Origin of the sequence: Flavobacterium hungaricum (genome assembly GCF_015182285.1) — a bacterium.
GTDB classification, from domain to species: Bacteria; Bacteroidota; Bacteroidia; order Flavobacteriales; family Flavobacteriaceae; genus Flavobacterium; species Flavobacterium hungaricum.
In genome coordinates, this window is sequence record NZ_PRDM01000002.1 from 514,562 (window position 1) to 531,705 (window position 17,144).

At 33.8% G+C, this 17,144-nt stretch carries 17 protein-coding genes; 7 read left to right on the forward strand and 10 right to left on the reverse strand.

Annotated elements, in window-relative coordinates:
* Positions 1–10 precede the first annotated feature (10 nt).
* The gene (locus C4F50_RS10020) at positions 11–466 is read right to left on the reverse strand and encodes a GAF domain-containing protein (protein ID WP_193846489.1); all 456 of its coding nucleotides are present in this window, start codon (positions 464–466) and stop codon (positions 11–13) included.
* 72 nt (positions 467–538) lie between these two features.
* On the opposite strand from C4F50_RS10020, the gene xrtF reads away from it, so the two are divergent.
* From xrtF to C4F50_RS10050, 6 genes are all read left to right on the forward strand, one after another.
* Positions 539–1,075: an exosortase family protein XrtF gene (gene xrtF / locus C4F50_RS10025; RefSeq protein WP_193846491.1), complete on the forward strand. Its 537-nt coding sequence runs from the start codon at positions 539–541 to the stop codon at positions 1,073–1,075.
* A complete protein-coding gene (locus C4F50_RS10030; RefSeq protein WP_193846493.1) occupies positions 1,065–1,511 on the forward strand; it encodes an exosortase F system-associated membrane protein in 447 nt (148 codons plus the stop codon). Before xrtF ends, C4F50_RS10030 begins: the two co-directional genes overlap by 11 nt.
* A 46-nt stretch (positions 1,512–1,557) precedes the next feature.
* Positions 1,558–1,956 (forward strand): HYC_CC_PP family protein, encoded by a 399-nt coding sequence (locus tag C4F50_RS10035; RefSeq protein WP_193846495.1) that lies wholly within the window; start codon positions 1,558–1,560, stop codon positions 1,954–1,956.
* A 116-nt stretch (positions 1,957–2,072) separates the two neighbouring features.
* On the forward strand, positions 2,073–4,079 hold the full coding sequence (locus C4F50_RS10040; protein WP_193846497.1) for a TonB-dependent receptor plug domain-containing protein: 2,007 nt from the start codon (positions 2,073–2,075) through the stop codon (positions 4,077–4,079).
* A 65-nt stretch (positions 4,080–4,144) separates the two neighbouring features.
* Entirely contained in the window at positions 4,145–4,492 is a 348-nt protein-coding gene (locus C4F50_RS10045; RefSeq protein ID WP_193846499.1) for a heavy-metal-associated domain-containing protein, read from the forward strand.
* Positions 4,493–4,621: 129 nt separating this feature from the next.
* A complete protein-coding gene (locus C4F50_RS10050; RefSeq protein ID WP_193846501.1) occupies positions 4,622–5,302 on the forward strand; it encodes a DedA family protein in 681 nt (226 codons plus the stop codon).
* Positions 5,303–5,494: 192 nt separating this feature from the next.
* On the opposite strand, the gene rodA is transcribed toward C4F50_RS10050, so the two are convergent.
* The 6 genes from rodA to purH form a co-directional block, all read right to left on the reverse strand.
* A complete protein-coding gene (gene rodA, locus C4F50_RS10055; protein ID WP_193846503.1) occupies positions 5,495–6,730 on the reverse strand; it encodes a rod shape-determining protein RodA in 1,236 nt (411 codons plus the stop codon).
* A 15-nt stretch (positions 6,731–6,745) separates the two neighbouring features.
* Positions 6,746–8,722, reverse strand: coding sequence for a penicillin-binding protein 2 (mrdA, locus tag C4F50_RS10060; protein ID WP_193846504.1), 1,977 nt, complete (start codon positions 8,720–8,722; stop codon positions 6,746–6,748).
* Positions 8,719–9,225, reverse strand: a complete 507-nt coding sequence (locus tag C4F50_RS10065; protein ID WP_193846505.1) for a rod shape-determining protein MreD — start codon at positions 9,223–9,225, stop codon at positions 8,719–8,721. Before C4F50_RS10065 ends, mrdA begins: the two co-directional genes overlap by 4 nt.
* Positions 9,218–10,048 carry a rod shape-determining protein MreC gene (gene mreC / locus C4F50_RS10070; RefSeq protein ID WP_193846506.1) on the reverse strand — a complete coding sequence of 277 codons (831 nt, stop codon included), beginning with the start codon at positions 10,046–10,048 and terminating at the stop codon, positions 9,218–9,220. The genes C4F50_RS10065 and mreC overlap by 8 nt, the downstream gene beginning before the upstream one ends.
* Before the next feature lie 109 nt (positions 10,049–10,157).
* A complete protein-coding gene (locus C4F50_RS10075) occupies positions 10,158–11,186 on the reverse strand; it encodes a rod shape-determining protein (RefSeq protein ID WP_008466528.1) in 1,029 nt (342 codons plus the stop codon).
* 56 nt (positions 11,187–11,242) lie between these two features.
* Positions 11,243–12,769, reverse strand: a complete 1,527-nt coding sequence (purH, locus tag C4F50_RS10080) for a bifunctional phosphoribosylaminoimidazolecarboxamide formyltransferase/IMP cyclohydrolase (protein ID WP_193846507.1) — start codon at positions 12,767–12,769, stop codon at positions 11,243–11,245.
* Between the two features lie 164 nt (positions 12,770–12,933).
* On the opposite strand from purH, the gene C4F50_RS10085 reads away from it, so the two are divergent.
* A complete protein-coding gene (locus tag C4F50_RS10085; RefSeq protein WP_193846509.1) occupies positions 12,934–14,181 on the forward strand; it encodes an ABC transporter permease in 1,248 nt (415 codons plus the stop codon).
* A gap of 239 nt (positions 14,182–14,420) precedes the next feature.
* On the opposite strand, the gene C4F50_RS10090 is transcribed toward C4F50_RS10085, so the two are convergent.
* From C4F50_RS10090 to fbaA, 3 genes are all read right to left on the reverse strand, one after another.
* A complete protein-coding gene (locus C4F50_RS10090; RefSeq protein ID WP_193846511.1) occupies positions 14,421–15,023 on the reverse strand; it encodes a hypothetical protein in 603 nt (200 codons plus the stop codon).
* An 82-nt stretch (positions 15,024–15,105) separates the two neighbouring features.
* Positions 15,106–15,960, reverse strand: coding sequence for an acetyl-CoA carboxylase, carboxyltransferase subunit beta (gene accD / locus C4F50_RS10095; protein WP_193846513.1), 855 nt, complete (start codon positions 15,958–15,960; stop codon positions 15,106–15,108).
* Between the two features lie 105 nt (positions 15,961–16,065).
* Entirely contained in the window at positions 16,066–17,133 is a 1,068-nt protein-coding gene (gene fbaA, locus C4F50_RS10100) for a class II fructose-bisphosphate aldolase (RefSeq protein WP_035645669.1), read from the reverse strand.
* Positions 17,134–17,144 lie beyond the last annotated feature (11 nt).

Consider the following 17,144-nt stretch of genomic DNA (forward strand, 5'->3'; position numbering starts at 1 on the left):
AATAGTTCTTCTAGAATAATTTAGCAACTTCTTGGTTTACAAATTCTAAAAATCTTTCGTCAGCTGCTGTAAACGGATCAATTACGTGGCTGTCAATATCAATCTGGCCAATATTTACTCCATTTACGAATAACGGAACTACAATTTCAGATTTAACCGTTAAGCTGCAAGCAATATAATTGTCTTGGGCTTTAACATCTGGAACTACAAAATTAGCATTACTTTCTGCAACTTGTCCGCAGATTCCTTTTCCGAACGGGATAACAGTATGATCTGTCTCTGCACCTACATAAGGGCCTAAATGTAAAGTTTTGGCCTCGTGATTGGCAAAATAAAACCCAACCCAGTTGTAATATTCTACATTTTCGTTTAAAAGCTGGCATACAGCTAATAATTTTTCGTCTCTATCTGTTTTAGTATCAGCTATGATAGCACTTATTTTTGGTTCTAATTCTTGAAATGTCATGATGTAAAAATTTTATGCAAAAGTATTTAAAGCTGAAGTCAAAAAATACATAAATTTGAAAAAAAATTCCCATTGAAAAAATATTTAATCCAGTTTAGACCTTTCTTGATCTTTGTAGGCACTTTTTTTCTGGCTTATATTCTACTGACTTTAATTTATGGAGCTTACTTAAACACCTATCAAACTAATGATTTGGATAAGATAACTGTTGTTGCCGGAAGAAATACAGAGCAGTTGATGAAGCTTTTAAATTACGATGTTATTATTCAAAAAAATAGTTCAAAACCTTGGTTGGATGTTGCTTTTAATGGGCAAGATGTAGTTAGAATCATTGAAGGCTGTAATGCGGTCAGCGTAATGATTTTATTTGCGGCTTTTGTGCTGGCTTTTTCTGGGAAATTTAAAACCACTTTGATTTTTATTTTGCTTGGGATTCTTTCTATTTACATCTTAAATGTGTGTAGAATAGCGTTGTTAACAGTGCTTCTGTATAAATATCCCAACCAAATCCATTTATTGCACGGAGTTCTTTTTCCGCTGATTATCTACGGATTTGTTTTTATGTTGTGGATAATATGGATTAATAGATTTTCGAAATATGCTAAATAAAATCAAAGAAAATAAATTTAAATTCCTGGCTGCATTCCTCGTTGTTATTTCATTCGCAATAATCAGAGCGTTTGAAAATCAATTATTTTACGATCCTTTTTTAGAATATTTTGAAAATGATTTTAAAAAAATGCCTTTTCCAGATGTTGACACTTTTAAATTATTTGGTGGACTCTTACTGCGTTATCTTTTAAATTCAGGATTGTCATTAGCGTTAATTTATGTTCTGTTTTCAGATGAAGATATTTTGAGTTTCAGCCTAGCTTTGTATAGTTTTTTTGGGATACTTCTTTTTGTATTGTTTTACATCATTCTTACTTTTTATCCAGAAGGCAATTGGCTTCTTTTTTATGTCAGAAGATTTCTAATTCAACCCATTTTTATTTTAATTTTTATTCCAGCATTTTACTATCAGCTTCAGAACTCTAAAAAATAACATTTTTTTTGGTCTTTTTTTAAGACTTTTTCAATAGTTTTGCATCATGAATCTAAAAAAATGCACAGGATTATTTCTAGCACTCCTATTGTTGGTTTCCAACATAGGCTTTGCTCTTGATGTGCATTATTGCGGCGGAAACATTGCTTCGATCTCGTTAAATACAACTGTAAAAGCCGAGCCTGAAAAAAAATGCTGCGGTGCAAAAGAAAAAAAGAATTCTTGCTGCAAAGACAAATTAGTTCATATCGAAAAGAAGTCTGATAATGCAACCTTAAAGATTTTCTTTTTCCAACTAGATTTTCCTGCTGTAATTCAAGATTACAAACCTTTAGTTTTTTCGGCAGTATCCAATTTTAAAAACAAACAGGTCATTTCGTATTATTCTGATGCGAATGCCCCCCCTTTATTTAAATTATACCATCAGTATATTTTTTATTCCTGATTTTGATGTTAAGAAACTGTGCAAGTCTTTCTAAGATTTTGCATCGGCATTTTGATTGTTTTCATTTTAATGAAACATCAAACATGTGTTCTATTTAACATTAAAATCATTTTTTTATGCAAAAAAATATACTGCTGTTAGCAGCCTTTTTGCTTTCTTTCTCTGTTTTCTCTCAAGAAGATTTAGAAGAAGTAAAAATTACCAAAAAGAAAAAAGGAATTACAAAATCCTATACCTTAACCTCAAACACTTCTGTAATAACGAGTAAAGAACTGCTTAAAGCGGCTTGTTGTAATCTTGCAGAAAGTTTTGAAACCAATCCATCAATCGATGTCAATTTTTCGGATGCCTTAACAGGAACCAAACAAATTAAAATGCTCGGGTTAACAAGTCCGTATTTAATGATTACGGAAGAAAATATCCCTTCAGTACGTGGTGCTTCGCAAGCATACGGGCTATCATTTACGCCGGGAACCTGGATCGAGAGTGTGCAGATAACAAAAGGAGCAGGAAGCGTTATTAATGGCTACGAAAGCATTTCGGGACAAATTAATACAGAACTTTTAAAACCATTAAACGATGTTCCCTTTTTTCTTAATGCGTATGGCTCAACCGATTCCAGATTTGAATTAAATACTCATTTTAATAAAAAGCTGTCAGATAAATGGGCTACAAGTTTATTTGTTCACGGAAACGCCCGTGTAGCAAAAAACGACATGAATGATGACGGTTTTCTTGACAATCCGCTGGGGAAACAAATCAATGTCTTAAATCGCTACCAATATTATGATCCCGAAAGCGGTTTGGTGAGTTTTATTAATTTTAGGTATATGAATGATAAAAAACAGACAGGAGAAGTTGATTTTGATAAAGATCGCGACCGTGGTACTACAAACTTTTGGGGATCAGAAATCAATACAGAACGTTTTGATGTTTCTACAAAAATAGGTTATGTTTTTAAAGACATGCCTTATCAAAGTATTGGTTTTCAAAATGCATTCAACAGCCATAAGCAAGATTCTTATTTTGGATTAAATCAATACGATATTAAACAAAACAGCTTTTATTCTAATCTGATTTTCAATTCGATAATCAGTAATACGATGCATAAGTTTACAACAGGTTTAAATTTTACGTACGATCAATATCAGGAGTTTGTAAATGTAAACGATTACAGCAGAATTGATAATTCGGTTGGAGCATTCTTTGAATATACTTATGATAATACCGATAATTTCAGTTTGATTTTGGGCGGAAGAGTAGATAATCATAATCGATTAGGATTTTTTGTAACGCCTAGATTACACATGAGGTACAATCCGTGGAAAAATGGTGTATTGCGTTTTTCTGCTGGAAGAGGAAAACGTTCTGCTAATATTTTTGCAGAAAACCAGCAGCTTTTCGCTAGTTCAAGAACGTTTTCAATTTTAGATTCAAGTGGAAAAGTATATGGTTTGAATCCTGAAATTGCATGGAATTACGGTGTGAGTTTTTCGCAGAAATTCAAAATTTTTAATAAAAATGCAGAAGCAGGATTTGATTTCTACAGAACCGATTTTCAGAATCAAGCCGTTGTAGATTTAATGCAAAGCCCGCAAGATGTTTTATTTTATAATTTGAAAGGAAGTTCTTTTGCCAATAGTTTGCAAGTGGAGTTTAATTACGAACTGATTCATAATTTAAATTTACGAACTGCTTACAAGTATTACGACATTCAAACAGATTATTTAAGAGGAACTTTCCAGCGTCCATTGCAGGCAAAACATCGTTTTTTAGGGAATTTAGAATACGAAACGACTTTAAAAAATGACAAACAATGGAAGTTTGATTTTACCTATAATTGGTCTGGAAAACAGCAATTACCTTACACAGCTTCCAATCCGGCGCAAGATCAATTTCCTGATTTCTCGCCAGCTTATGCTGTGATGAATGCACAAGTAACGCGTGTTTTTTCGCCTGTTTTCGAGGTATACATCGGAGGTGAAAATATCGGGAATTATAAACAAGAAAAAGCAATTCTAGGTGCTGAAGATCCTTTTGGACCAAATTTTGATGCTTCAATCGCGTACGCCCCAATATTTGGACAAATGTATTATGCAGGATTGCGATTTAAGATCAAATAAAAAATTACATTCAATTTTAAAAATCTATATCAAATACTATTTTACAAACTTTAAATATAAGCAAAATGAAAAAATTAGTTTTAATAGCAATAATTACTTTCTTCGGATTTTCAGCTCAGGCTCAGACTCAAGCTAAAAAAAATAAGAACCTAAAATATACAACAGAGGTAAATGGTAATTGCGAGCAATGTAAAAAACGTATCGAAAAAGCAGCTTTTAGCGTACCGGGAGTAAAAACGGCAAGCTGGGATATTAGTTCGCACGAGCTTTCGGTTATTTTAAATGAAGAGAAATCTTCAACGCAGGATTTAAATAAGGCAATTGCTAAAGTAGGTCATGATACTAAAGAAGTTAAGGCTACAGAGGCAGATTATGATAATTTGCACAGCTGCTGCAAGTATGTGAGAGAATAATTTCTGGAGCCCAAGCAATTCTGTTTGGGCTTTTTTTAATAGTTAATTTAAGTTTAAAATACCGCATTTTATTGCGGTTAAAGTAAATTATTGTTACTTTCACGAACTTATATATATAAACAAATTTTTATGAATAATTTTGATTGGACCCAGTTGATAAACCCCGAGTTTTATATTACATTAAGTGTTGGAGGTTTTCAAATAGGTCTTTTTATTGTTTTGTTTATAGTTTTTGCTGAGACAGGACTTTTTGCAGGTTTTTTTCTGCCAGGTGATAGTTTACTTTTTTTAGCAGGAATCTACAGCCGCGATTTGATTGAAAATGTTCTTTATATCCCAAATGATTTTTTAAATGTATTATTACTTTCTACTGCTGTTGCAGTTATGGGGGTTTTAGGTAATATGACAGGATATTGGTTTGGTGCCAAAAGCGGTTATTATTTGTTCAAAAAAGAAGATACTTTCTGGTTTAAAAAGAAATATTTACTACAGTCTAAAGATTTCTTTGAAAAATACGGTGGAAAAGCAATTATCTACGCTCGTTTCCTTCCAATTTTTAGAACATTCGCGCCAATTGTTGCCGGAATAGTTTCTATGGACAAAAAGAAATTTATGTTCTATAATGTTTTAAGTTCGTTTCTGTGGTCCTTTATTCTAATTTTCGCAGGACATTATTTATACGGTATCTTCTTAAAGCAGGGAATAGATTTAAAGAAACACATTGAATACATCATTATAATCATTGTAGTAATCTCAACATTTCCAGTTTTGGTGAAACTCTTAAAAAAGCGACCAACTGAAAAGATTTAATTAAAGATATAAAATAGAAAAGTCCGAAGTGTTTTAAGCTTCGGACTTTTTTTATGAAAATATATATTTTATTGTAAAACTTAAAATCGAAAAGCTGTTTAGCTTTGTACATCTTTGATCTTTTGAAGTTTTGATTCTTTGCAGCTAAAAAAATCTAAGAGTCTTAGCACCGCAGAATCTTAGTATCTTAGATTACCATTCATTAACTTTATTGGCATCCATTTTAAGGAAGATAAACAGCAATATCGTGAATCCCCAGAGTCCAGAACCTCCGTATGAAAAGAAGGGCAGAGGAACCCCAATTGTTGGGAAAATTCCAATAACCATTGCAATGTTTACAAAGAAATGGATAAAGAGAATTCCGGCGACACAGTAGCCATAAACCCGGCTGAATTTTGTTTTTTGCCTTTCGGCTAAATAGATAACCCTTAGTAATAAACCTGTAAAAAGTAAGATAACTACAAAGGAACCTGCAAAACCCCATTCTTCGCCTACAGTTGTAAAGATATAATCGGTATGTTGTTCTGGTACGAAACCTCCTTTGGTTTGTGTGCCTTCAAGAAAACCTTTTCCAATCCATCCGCCAGATCCAATCGCAATCTCAGATTGATTGGTATTGTATCCAATCCCCTTCATATCGACAGATTTACCTAACAAAATATTGAAACGGTCTCTGTGGTGCTGTTTAAAAACGTTATCAAAAACGTAATCAACAGATAAAACAAAACCAGAGATTAAAACTAATAAGATTGCGCTTAAAATAATATTACGATCAACAGCTCTTCCTTTAAAATGAATGATGGCCAAAACTACAAAAGCAATTATGATAACCACATACGGTTCTAAAATCAGCGTTAGCATGAATAAAACGATTGTAATAAAAGCAGTCCAAACATACCAGGATGGCAATCCTTCTCTGTACAAAACCAAAATAAAAGCGCTGTAAATTAAGGCACTTCCCGGATCGGGTTGTGGTAAAATCAACATTACGGGCAAGAGCATAATAGCAAGTGCCTGAATTTGTCTGTTGGTTTCTTTTAGATTAATTTGTGTATCGCTCAAGTATTTAGCCAGAGCTAACGAAGTAGCGGCTTTGGCAAACTCAGAAGGCTGTAGGGTAAAACTTCCAATGGCATACCAACAGCGTTGTCCGGCAATTGTTTTTCCAAAAAGGAACAATCCTGCAAGAGACAATAAAGAGACTCCAAATATAATACTGGCATATTTTTCGTAAAACTTACCATCAACAAAAAGAACGACAAATATCAATGGAATGGTACAGCAAATAAAAATCAGCTGTTTTTGATAAGTCCCATCTGTTGATAAAAGGGAAGACGAATAGATATTCAGCCATCCCAGCGTTACCAGCGCAATGTAGATAAAGACACTTATCCAATCGATATTGTTTTTTACACTTTGATTTCTCATTTGAAATAATCTTTCTTAGTTCTTTTTAGTGGTGTCTACTGCTGTTTTCTTTACTTCTGTTTTTGCTGCTGCAGCAGCGGCTGGTACTTTTGGCTTTACAATTTTGGCTTGTAAAACAGAATCTTTTGGTACAGATTCTATTTTAAGGGCGTCTGTCATACCGCCAAGTTTAGCATATTCTGCTGCTAAGCTTTTATTTAAAACTCTTACTTCTAAATCGGTTCTTGTGATTTTTTTTCTAAGATATTTTTCAATCATTAAACTGGCAATCGGTCCCGCAACAGTTGCACCAAATCCTCCGTTTTCAATCATTACTGCAATTGCAATCTTCGGATTGTCTTTTGGAGCAAAAGCAACAAATATAGAGTGGTCTTTAAGCTTTTCTCTTTTACCGTTTATTTTGGCGTAATTCTCTGCCGTTCCCGTTTTTCCGCAAATGTCTATTCCTTCTACACGAAGAGCATAAGCAGTACCTTTGTTGTAAACATCAAACAAACCGCTGATAACTGGCGGAAAATATTTTTGATCAATTGTAGTTACGTGTTTTGTTGTAAACTTCGGATCAATTTTTTCGCTTTCTATTTTTTTGATGATATGAGGAGTGTAGTAATAACCTTGATTAGCAACAGTCGCCATCATATTGGCCAGCTGTATAGGCGTCATCAAAACCTCTCCCTGTCCAATCGCGTTCGAAACAATCGTAGAACTTCTCCATCCGCCATTAGGATAAATTCTTTTATAGGTTTTAGAAGTCGGAATATTACCTCTTTTTCCAGTAGGCAGATCGTAACCCATGAATTGTCCTAAACCGAAACTTTTTACGTGATCGCTCCAGACGTCTACCGCTTTTCCAGGGTTATTGTATTTGTTAATAGTTAACATATAAGCCTGACCAAAATAGGTGTTACAAGAATTGTAGATTCCGTTATGCAATTGATGAGGTCCAAAACCGTGACACTTCATAAAACGGCCTCCTCCGTAACTAAATCCGTGATAACACATAAAAGTAGTCTGCTCATTAATAACGCCTTCTTGAAGTGCTATCAGACCAGTTAAAATTTTAAATGGAGAACCGGGAGGGTATTCTGCTAGGAGTCCTCTGTCGTATAAGGGTTTTGCTATAGAATCGTGATATAAAAGCGTGTAGTTTTTAGATCTCTGTCTTCCAACCAAAATTCCAGGATCATAAGATGGAGCAGTAACAAGAGCTAAAATTTCACCGCTTTTTGGTTCAATAGCGACAATACCGCCTCGTTTGTTAATCATTAACTCCTCACCATATTTTTGTAGTTCAGAATCAATAGTCAAATTGATATCTTCTCCAGCTACAGCAATTGTATCGTATTTCCCTTCTTTATAGGCGCCGATTTCTCGGTTGTATTTATCTTTCTGAATATATTTTACACCTTTTATTCCGCGTAAAATTTCTTCATAGCTTTCTTCAACACCTTGTTTTCCAATTAAATCACCGCTGTTATAATAAGGGTTTTTTGCAATTAATTTTTCATTAACCTGGGTGATAAATCCAAAAATGTTAGCGCCGTAATCTACTTCGTAATCGCGTAAAGATCTTTTTTGAAAATAGAAGCCCTCATATTTTCTGATTTTTTCCTGAAAAGCAGCAAACTCGTTTTTGTTTAATTGGGACAAGAAAACAGAAGGAAGTCTCGGACTGTAAACTGTGGCTTTTGCAATTCTTTTATTGTAATCTTCTACAGTAATATTTAAAAGCGCGCAAAATTCACCAACATTAAGGTCTTTCTTGATTTCTCTCGGAATAACCATAATATCGTAAGAAGCTTGATTGGCTACAAGCAATTTTCCGTATCTATCGTATATATAACCTCGTTCAGGATAATCGTAGACTTTTTTTATCGCATTATTTTCTGATTTTAATTTAAAAGAATCATCAATAATCTGCAGATAAAAGATCCTGATTACTAGCAAAGATGCTGCAATAATAATTATAGTGGGCAGCAGAACTTTTCTCATCGTTTATTGGGCTTAATAAGATAAATTATTATTATAGAAGTAATTATAGTAAATATTGAACTGAAAAGGGTTCGTAATAAAACATCCCAGAAAAATTTGAATTGAAATGCTTCTAGAACAAACAATACAATGTGATGCAGTAAAACCGAAACCAGAATAAAAGAAAAACGTTCTGGGGTTAAAGATTCGTTTAGTTTAATGGTTTGATATTCGTAACTCAGTCCAAAAGAAAATTTAAAAATATAAGGTCTGTAATAAGATAAAATAACGCAGGCAGCGGCATGAATACCACCAGAATTACAAAACATATCCATGGTTAATCCGAGCAGGAAACTAGAAAATATTAAACCCGCTTTGTTACTGTTTACAGGATACAATATGATATATAAAATATAAGGAAAAGGACTTATGTATCCTAGGAAATTCATATTATTAAAAATAACAATCTGAATTGCCAGCAACATGATAAATCGAAAAATATTTACTAACAGAGCGCTATTCATTTTTTTCTTTTCTTTTGTTTTCTAAATTGATCAGTTCTTCTCTGTCTTTACTTTTTATGATGTAAACATGGCCTAAGTTTGTCATGTCGTTAAATAGTTTAACTTTTATGACATAAAAACTCGTATTTTCTTTTTTGTAAACAATGTCAACGGTTCCAATATTAATTCCTTCTGGGAAAATTGAAGATTGTCCGCCCGTAACAATAGTATCGCCTTTTCTTATCGATGCTAATCTTGGCACGTCTTCTAACTGCACATAACCAGTGCTTTTTCCGTTCCAGGTCAAAGATCCAAAATGATTTGATTTTTTAATCTTGGCATTAATTCGAGATTTCATGTTTAGGATACTCACAACGGTAGAATATCTTGGAGAAGTATTGTCTATAACGCCAATAATACCCAAGCTGTTAATAACTCCCATATCAGGTTTTACCCCTTGACGTTCACCAGAATTTAATGTAATAAAGTTCTCATGAGTATTGTAAGAGTTGTGAATTACTTTAGAAACTATAATATCCGCAGGTTTTACTCCTTTGATACTGTCAGCTAAAGGTGCCTTTGTAGTGTCTTTTTGGTTGAACAAGAGGCTTTTCAGCCTTGCGTTTTCAAGTACAAGCTCGTCATTTTCGGCTCTAAGATTCAAATATTCGTTAACACGATTGATCTTTTCATAAACACCTCCGCTCAAGAAATTGGCAGAACTGATTATTTTGCTTCTGTGGTACGAATGCGATTGAATGGTGAGAGACAATGAAATACCTAAAAGCAGCAAAAACAGCAATCGATTGCTGTTTCGTATAATGAAATTAAAAATTTGCTGCATTTCTTGTTTGGTTATTTTGTTTCAGGATATGCTTTTAGTTTCAAATTTTATTAGAGTTAAATGATAAGAATTTAACTCTAATAAAAAAAATGATTTGTTATATCTGATCTTATTTAATTAAGATGCTTTTGAATTTTGCAATGTTTTTAAGTGCCATTCCAGTTCCGCGGACAACAGCTCTTAAAGGATCTTCTGCGATGTAAACCGGTAAATCTGTTTTTTGAGAAATACGTTTGTCAAGACCTCTCAGCATAGATCCACCACCAGCTAAATAGATACCAGTGTTGTAAATATCTGCCGCTAACTCAGGAGGAGTTTGAGACAGTGTTTCCATAACAGCATCTTCAATACGCTGAATAGATTTGTCTAATGCTTTTGCGATTTCACGGTAAGAAACATCAACTTGTTTTGGTTTACCAGTAAGTAAATCTCTACCTTGAACTGACATATCTTCTGGCGGTCCGTCTAAATCTTCGATGGCCGCTCCAATTTGAATTTTTATTTTTTCTGCTGTACTTTCTCCCACAAATAAGTTGTGTTGTGTACGCATGTAATACACGATGTCATTTGTAAAAACGTCACCTGCAATTTTTACAGATTTGTCACAAACAATTCCGCCTAATGCAATTACGGCGATTTCTGTTGTACCACCTCCGATATCAACGATCATGTTTCCTTTTGGCTGCATGATATCAATACCAATACCAATTGCCGCAGCCATAGGTTCGTGAATCAAGTAAACCTCTTTTCCGTTTACACGCTCACAAGATTCTTTTACAGCACGCATCTCAACCTCAGTAATTCCAGACGGAATACAAACTACCATTCTCAAAGCTGGAGTAAACATTCTTTTCTTTAATGCAGGAATACTTTTAATGAACATATTGATCATTTTTTCCGAAGCATCAAAATCGGCAATTACACCATCTTTCAAAGGCCTAATGGTCTTGATGTTTTCATGCGTTTTACCTTGCATCATGTTGGCTTCTTTACCAACAGCGATGATTTTGCCGGATACTCTATCACGTGCCACGATAGAGGGGCTGTCAATAACAACTTTATCATTATGAATGATCAAAGTGTTTGCGGTACCAAGGTCTATTGCAATATCCTCGGTCATGAAATCAAAAAATCCCATAAGTTTGTTAGGGGTTTAAAATGTTATAAATTATTTATCGAACAAAGTTAAACAAATTAATGTTTAAAATGACGTGTTCCCGTAAATACCATTGCAAGATTGTTTTCGTTGCAATAATTTATACTTAATTCGTCTTTAATAGAACCTCCTGGCTGAATAACTGCTGTAATTCCTGCTTTTTTGGCTAATTCTACACAGTCTGGAAATGGGAAAAAGGCATCGCTTGCCATAGAAGCTCCATTTAAATCAAATCCAAAAGCTTTTGCTTTGTCAACAGCTTGTATTAAAGCGTCAACTCTTGAAGTCTGACCCGTACCTGATGAAATTAACGTTCCGTTCTTTGCAAAAACAATAGTGTTTGATTTTGTATTCTTGCAGATTTTAGAAGCAAAGATCAAATCTTCGATCTCTTGTGCAGTAGGTTCTTTAGTTGTAACGGTTTTTAAATGCTCTTTATTATCCGTAATATTATTTCTGTCCTGAATTAACAAACCATTAAGACAAGTTCTTACTTGACGAACTGGTAATTCAACCTCATTTTGAACTAAAATGATTCTGTTTTTCTTTTCTTGTAAAACTTCGATTGCATCATTGTTGTACGCTGGAGCAATTACTACTTCGCAGAATAATTTGTTGATTTCCAGAGCGGTTTCTAAATCAATCGTAGTGTTCGAAATTAAAACTCCGCCAAAAGCAGAAGTAGGATCACAAGCCAAAGCTGCTAAATAAGCCTCGCTGATTGTTTTTCTTGAAGCCAATCCGCAGGCATTGTTATGTTTTAAGATGGCAAATGTTGGTCCGTCAGTTTTAAATTCATTTATTAAGTTTACAGCCGCATCTACATCTAATAAATTGTTGTATGATAATTCTTTTCCGTGAACTTTTTTGAACATAGCGTCAAAATCACCAAAGAAAAATCCTTTTTGATGAGGGTTTTCACCGTATCTTAAAACTTGGCCATCTGCAATGCTTTCTTTGTAGATAGTTTCGTCTGTATTGAAGTAATTAAAAATGGCTCCGTCATAATGAGAAGAAACATGAAATGCTTTTGTAGCAAACAATCTTCTGTTTTCAAGAGTTGTAGAACCGTTTTGCTCTGTAATTAAATCCAAAAGCAAACTGTATTCGTTTACAGAAGCCACAATTACAGTGTCTTTAAAGTTTTTTGCACCAGCACGGATCAATGAAATGCCGCCAATGTCAATTTTTTCAATAATATCTTGTTCGCTGGCACCAGAAGCAACCGTTTTTTCAAAAGGATACAAATCAACAATCACTAAATCGATCTGCGGAATATCAAATTCCTTCATTTGCTGCACATCACTTTCGTTATCTTGACGATTCAAGATTCCTCCAAAAATTTTTGGATGTAATGTTTTAACTCTGCCGCCAAGAATTTCTGGGAAAGAAGTAATGTCTTCAACAGGAACTACCGGAATACCAAGGTTTTTAATAAAATCTTCTGTTCCTCCAGTCGAATAAAGTGTTACATTTTGTTCGTGCAATTTTCTAACAATTGGCTCTAATCCATCTTTAGAAAAAACCGAAATTAATGCTGATTGTATTTTTTTTGTTGTGCTCATTGTGTAGTTATGTTTTTCAGTCTGCAAAAGTAGTTTTTTTATATATTATTTTAAAGTAATTATTGTAACAAAATGGTAAAAAAATCTACTGATGAGTAAGTTAACTTTTATTAGGTTTTTACTTTTAAATTATTGAATTTTACTCTATTGAAAAATACCAAAATATGATCGTTTATCTCAGATTATTAAAAGAAAGTCTAAGTTTTGCTATTAATGCACTTCGAAATAATAAATTAAGAACACTGCTGTCTTTATTGGGCGTAACTATTGGTATTTTTTCAATCATTGCCGTTTTAGCTGCAGTTGATTCTTTGGACAAAAAAATCACTAAAGATTTGAGTAGTTTAGATAAAAATACGATTTATTTAATGAAATTCAGTTTTGGGCCTTCAGAAATTCCACAATGGAAGAGAGAACAGTTTCCTAATGTAAAATATGATGAATATGTCGGGCTTAAAAACTCAATGAATAATACCGATCAAGTCGGATACCAGCTTTTTGTAAACAGAGAAAGTTTAAAGTATGATTCTAAAACAGTCAGCGACGTCAATATTATTCCGTCGTCAAGCGAAATGGTAAATATAGACGGATTGAGTTTTGATAAAGGAAGATTTTATAATGAATCGGAATCCAATTCAGGTTCGCCCGTTATTGTTTTGGGATATGATATCGCAAACGGACTTTTTGGAACAAGTGATCCCTTAGGAAAAAATATTCGTTTGTATGGACAGCGATTTACCGTAATCGGAGTAATGTCGAAACAAGGCGCAGGTTTTTTTGGAGACAGTAATGATACGTCTGTTTATCTTCCTGCCAATTTTTTACGCAGAATGTACGGAGACAGTGATGCCATGACGCCGGTTATTGTTTTAAAACCGCAAAAAGGCATTGATATGGATGCTTACAAAGCAGAAGTCGCACAAAAATTAAGGGCAATACGCGGCATGAAGGCAGGCGAAATGGATAATTTCTTTATCAATGTACTTTCTGGTTTTACTAATTTTATAGACGGAATTTTAGGCCAGATGAACTTTGTAGGATGGATAATCAGTGGTTTTTCTCTTTTAGTCGGCGGTTTCGGAATTGCGAATATTATGTTTGTTTCGGTTAAAGAAAGAACCAATCTTATTGGAATTCAAAAATCATTAGGGGCAAAAAATAAATTTATTCTCTTTCAGTTTTTATTCGAAGCTGTAATTCTTTCAGTAATCGGAGGGATTATTGGACTTTTAATGGTTTGGGGAATTGCATTTGCTTTAACCAAATTATTAGATTTTGAATTTGTCCTTAGCTTAGGAAATATCATTTTAGGAACTGGTTTAGCTGCATTTATAGGTCTGGTTTCTGGAATTTTACCTGCAATTTCAGCTGCAAAATTAGATCCGGTTGAAGCGATTAGAACCGGGATGTAGGCTTAAAAAAAGGTTCAAAGGTTCAGAGTTGCAAAGGGGCAAAGGTTTTTGGATTTGTGTAATTTACAGATGTACAATTTATGTTGTAGAGATGGAATTATTACGTTGAATGTGAAAATCGCTTATTTGAATAGCCCTCAGCTTTGGTTGGATATATAATTGATGTAATTAGGCTTAGCCAAATAATTAGTTGTGAAAGATTTCTATAAAAAAAACGAAGAATGTTTCTTTTGGACTTTTTATTTTTTAGTTGGAAACTTAATTTTAGTACGATTCCATTTAATAGAATCGGAGTCGTAGTAATCACCATTTCTTTTATATTTCAAGATCGTATCTTCTTCTTGTGTTGTTATTCTTATATAGTAAGTTTGTATCATATTGCTTTTTAAAAATTTCAAAAAGTAAGCATTTTTAATTGTATCGCTCTGTGAACCAATTATTAAAATTTGTCTTTTTTTCTCTTTTGTCAAAATATTTTCCGCAAGGAAATCATTTAAATCTTTTTGCGGAATTTTGATAATATCTTTAGGTTTTAAATTTAAAAAATGAGGAATTGTATCCTTTTCATAACCATAGTCACATAGGATTGGAATATGTTCTTTTTGGTAAAAATAAAAATTTCCTTTTTTGTCAATAATTAATTGGCTCTCTGCATAAAAACTTTTTCTTGGTGGAAGAGCTGCTCTATTGGTGCTTTTCTTTATAGAATCATAATAATTTTCAAGTTTTTTATCTTCATAAGATATAATATAAGGTTTGTTTTTCTCAACAATCTTTTCCTTTTTCTTAGTACAATTCAAAAGAAAAAAGCAAATTACAAAACCAACAAAAATTCTTTTCATAAGCGAAGATTTAAAATAAAGATATAAAAAAATCCCATCAGCCGAAGCGAATGGGATTTTGTATGTTTTAGAAGTTCAAAAACTATCTAATCATATTATTCTGAATCAAATCGATATATAAATTGATTTTATCTTTCAATTCTTTTCTAGGCGTGATAAAGTCAAGGAAGCCGTGCTCTAAAAGAAACTCAGCTGTTTGGAAACCTTCTGGCAAATCTTTACCAGTTGTGTCACGAACAACACGCGGACCAGCAAAACCAATCAAAGCACCAGGCTCAGAGATATTAATGTCTCCTAACATAGCATATGATGCAGTTGTTCCTCCGGTAGTTGGGTCTGTACAAAGAGAGATGTAAGGTAATTTTGCTTCAGCCAATTGAGCTAGTTTAACAGAAGTTTTTGCCAATTGCATTAAAGAATAAGCAGCTTCCATCATACGAGCGCCACCAGATTTAGAAATCATTACAAAAGGTAATTTGTTTTTGATTGCGTGATCAATACCTCTTGCGATTTTCTCTCCCACAACAGCTCCCATAGAACCGCCGATAAAGGCAAAATCCATACAGCAGATTACCAATTCTTTTCCTTTAGATTTTCCAACTCCAGTACGAACAGCGTCCTTTAGATGAGTTTTTTCCATTACATCTTTCAAACGCTCTGCATATTTTTTTGTATCCACAAAATGCAAAGGGTCTTTAGAAGTCATGTTTTTATCTAACTCAACAAATTCGTTGTTGTCGAATAAAATTTCAAAATAGGTTGCGCTTCCAATTCGAACATGAAAATCATCTTCAGGACTTACGAATAAGTTTCTCGCCAATTCGTCAGCATCAATAATTTTTCCAGTAGGAGATTTGTACCACAATCCTTTCGGAACGTCCATCTTATCTTCTGTCGCGGTCGTAATCCCTTTTTCTTGTCTTTTAAACCAAGCCATTTTTTTAGTATTCAGTGTTCAGTAATAAAAAATTTCAGTGTCCAGTGGTATTCAGTTTTAAGTATTCAGTCTCTGAATACCTAAAACTGTAAACTGAATACTTTTTTATAACGTGTTTACGTTGTTTAAGTCAGCAAAAGCTTGTTCAAGTCTTGCGTTGAATGTTACTTCACTTTCACGTACCCATCTTCTTGGGTCATAGTATTTTTTGTTTGGAGCATCTGCGCCTTCTGGATTACCAATTTGTGATTTTAAGTAGTCAAGGTTTTTAACCATATAATCACGGATTCCTTCAGTGTAAGCAAATTGTAAATCGGTATCGATATTCATTTTGATAACTCCGTAGCTGATTCCTTCTCTGATTTCTTCAAGTGTAGAACCTGAACCTCCATGGAAAACGAAATCTACAGGATTATGTCCAGTGTTGAATTTGTTTTGTACGAAATCCTGAGAGTTTTTTAAGATTTTTGGAGTCAATTTTACGTTTCCTGGTTTGTATACACCGTGAACGTTTCCAAAAGCAGCAGCGATAGTAAATTTAGGACTTACTTTAGATAATTCTTCATAAGCATAAGCTACTTCTTCTGGCTGAGTATATAATTTTGAGCTGTCAACATCAGAGTTGTCAACACCATCTTCTTCACCACCTGTAATACCAAGTTCGATTTCCAATGTCATGCCCATTTTGCTCATTCTAGCTAAATATTCTTTACAGATCTCAATATTTTCTTCGATTGGCTCCTCAGACAAATCGATCATGTGAGAACTGAATAATGGTTTTCCTGTTTCTGCAAAATGTTTTTCAGAAGCATCTAATAAACCATCAATCCAAGGCAAAAGTTTTTTTGCACAGTGGTCAGTATGTAGAATTACAGTTGCTCCGTAAGCTTCTGCTAATGTATGAATGTGTTTTGCTCCAGCGATTCCTCCAGCGATAGCCGCTTTTTCTCCTGCATTTGATAACCCTTTTCCAGCGTTAAATTGAGCTCCACCATTAGAGAATTGAATAATTACCGGTGCATTTAATTTTGCAGCAGTTTCAAGTACTCCATTTATTGTGCTTGATCCGGTTACGTTTACAGCAGGTAAAGCAAAACCTTTTTCTTTAGCATAATTAAAGATTTCTTGAACTTGATCTCCTGTAGCTACTCCCGGTTTAATGTTGTGTGCCATTTTAATTTTTT

Coding starts and splice junctions, on each gene's coding strand:
- C4F50_RS10020 (WP_193846489.1), bottom strand. CDS start 466: ATGACATTTCAAGAATTAGAACCAAAAATAAGTGCTATCATAGCTGAT.
- purH (WP_193846507.1), bottom strand. CDS start 12,769: ATGAGCACAACAAAAAAAATACAATCAGCATTAATTTCGGTTTTTTCT.
- C4F50_RS10065 (WP_193846505.1), bottom strand. CDS start 9,225: ATGAATAGCGCTCTGTTAGTAAATATTTTTCGATTTATCATGTTGCTG.
- accD (WP_193846513.1), bottom strand. CDS start 15,960: ATGGCTTGGTTTAAAAGACAAGAAAAAGGGATTACGACCGCGACAGAA.
- fbaA (WP_035645669.1), bottom strand. CDS start 17,133: ATGGCACACAACATTAAACCGGGAGTAGCTACAGGAGATCAAGTTCAA.
- C4F50_RS10035 (WP_193846495.1), top strand. CDS start 1,558: ATGAATCTAAAAAAATGCACAGGATTATTTCTAGCACTCCTATTGTTG.
- mreC (WP_193846506.1), bottom strand. CDS start 10,048: ATGCAGCAAATTTTTAATTTCATTATACGAAACAGCAATCGATTGCTG.
- rodA (WP_193846503.1), bottom strand. CDS start 6,730: ATGAGAAATCAAAGTGTAAAAAACAATATCGATTGGATAAGTGTCTTT.
- C4F50_RS10045 (WP_193846499.1), top strand. CDS start 4,145: ATGAAAAAATTAGTTTTAATAGCAATAATTACTTTCTTCGGATTTTCA.
- C4F50_RS10075 (WP_008466528.1), bottom strand. CDS start 11,186: ATGGGATTTTTTGATTTCATGACCGAGGATATTGCAATAGACCTTGGT.
- mrdA (WP_193846504.1), bottom strand. CDS start 8,722: ATGAGAAAAGTTCTGCTGCCCACTATAATTATTATTGCAGCATCTTTG.
- C4F50_RS10040 (WP_193846497.1), top strand. CDS start 2,073: ATGCAAAAAAATATACTGCTGTTAGCAGCCTTTTTGCTTTCTTTCTCT.
- C4F50_RS10090 (WP_193846511.1), bottom strand. CDS start 15,023: ATGAAAAGAATTTTTGTTGGTTTTGTAATTTGCTTTTTTCTTTTGAAT.
- C4F50_RS10085 (WP_193846509.1), top strand. CDS start 12,934: ATGATCGTTTATCTCAGATTATTAAAAGAAAGTCTAAGTTTTGCTATT.
- C4F50_RS10050 (WP_193846501.1), top strand. CDS start 4,622: ATGAATAATTTTGATTGGACCCAGTTGATAAACCCCGAGTTTTATATT.
- C4F50_RS10030 (WP_193846493.1), top strand. CDS start 1,065: ATGCTAAATAAAATCAAAGAAAATAAATTTAAATTCCTGGCTGCATTC.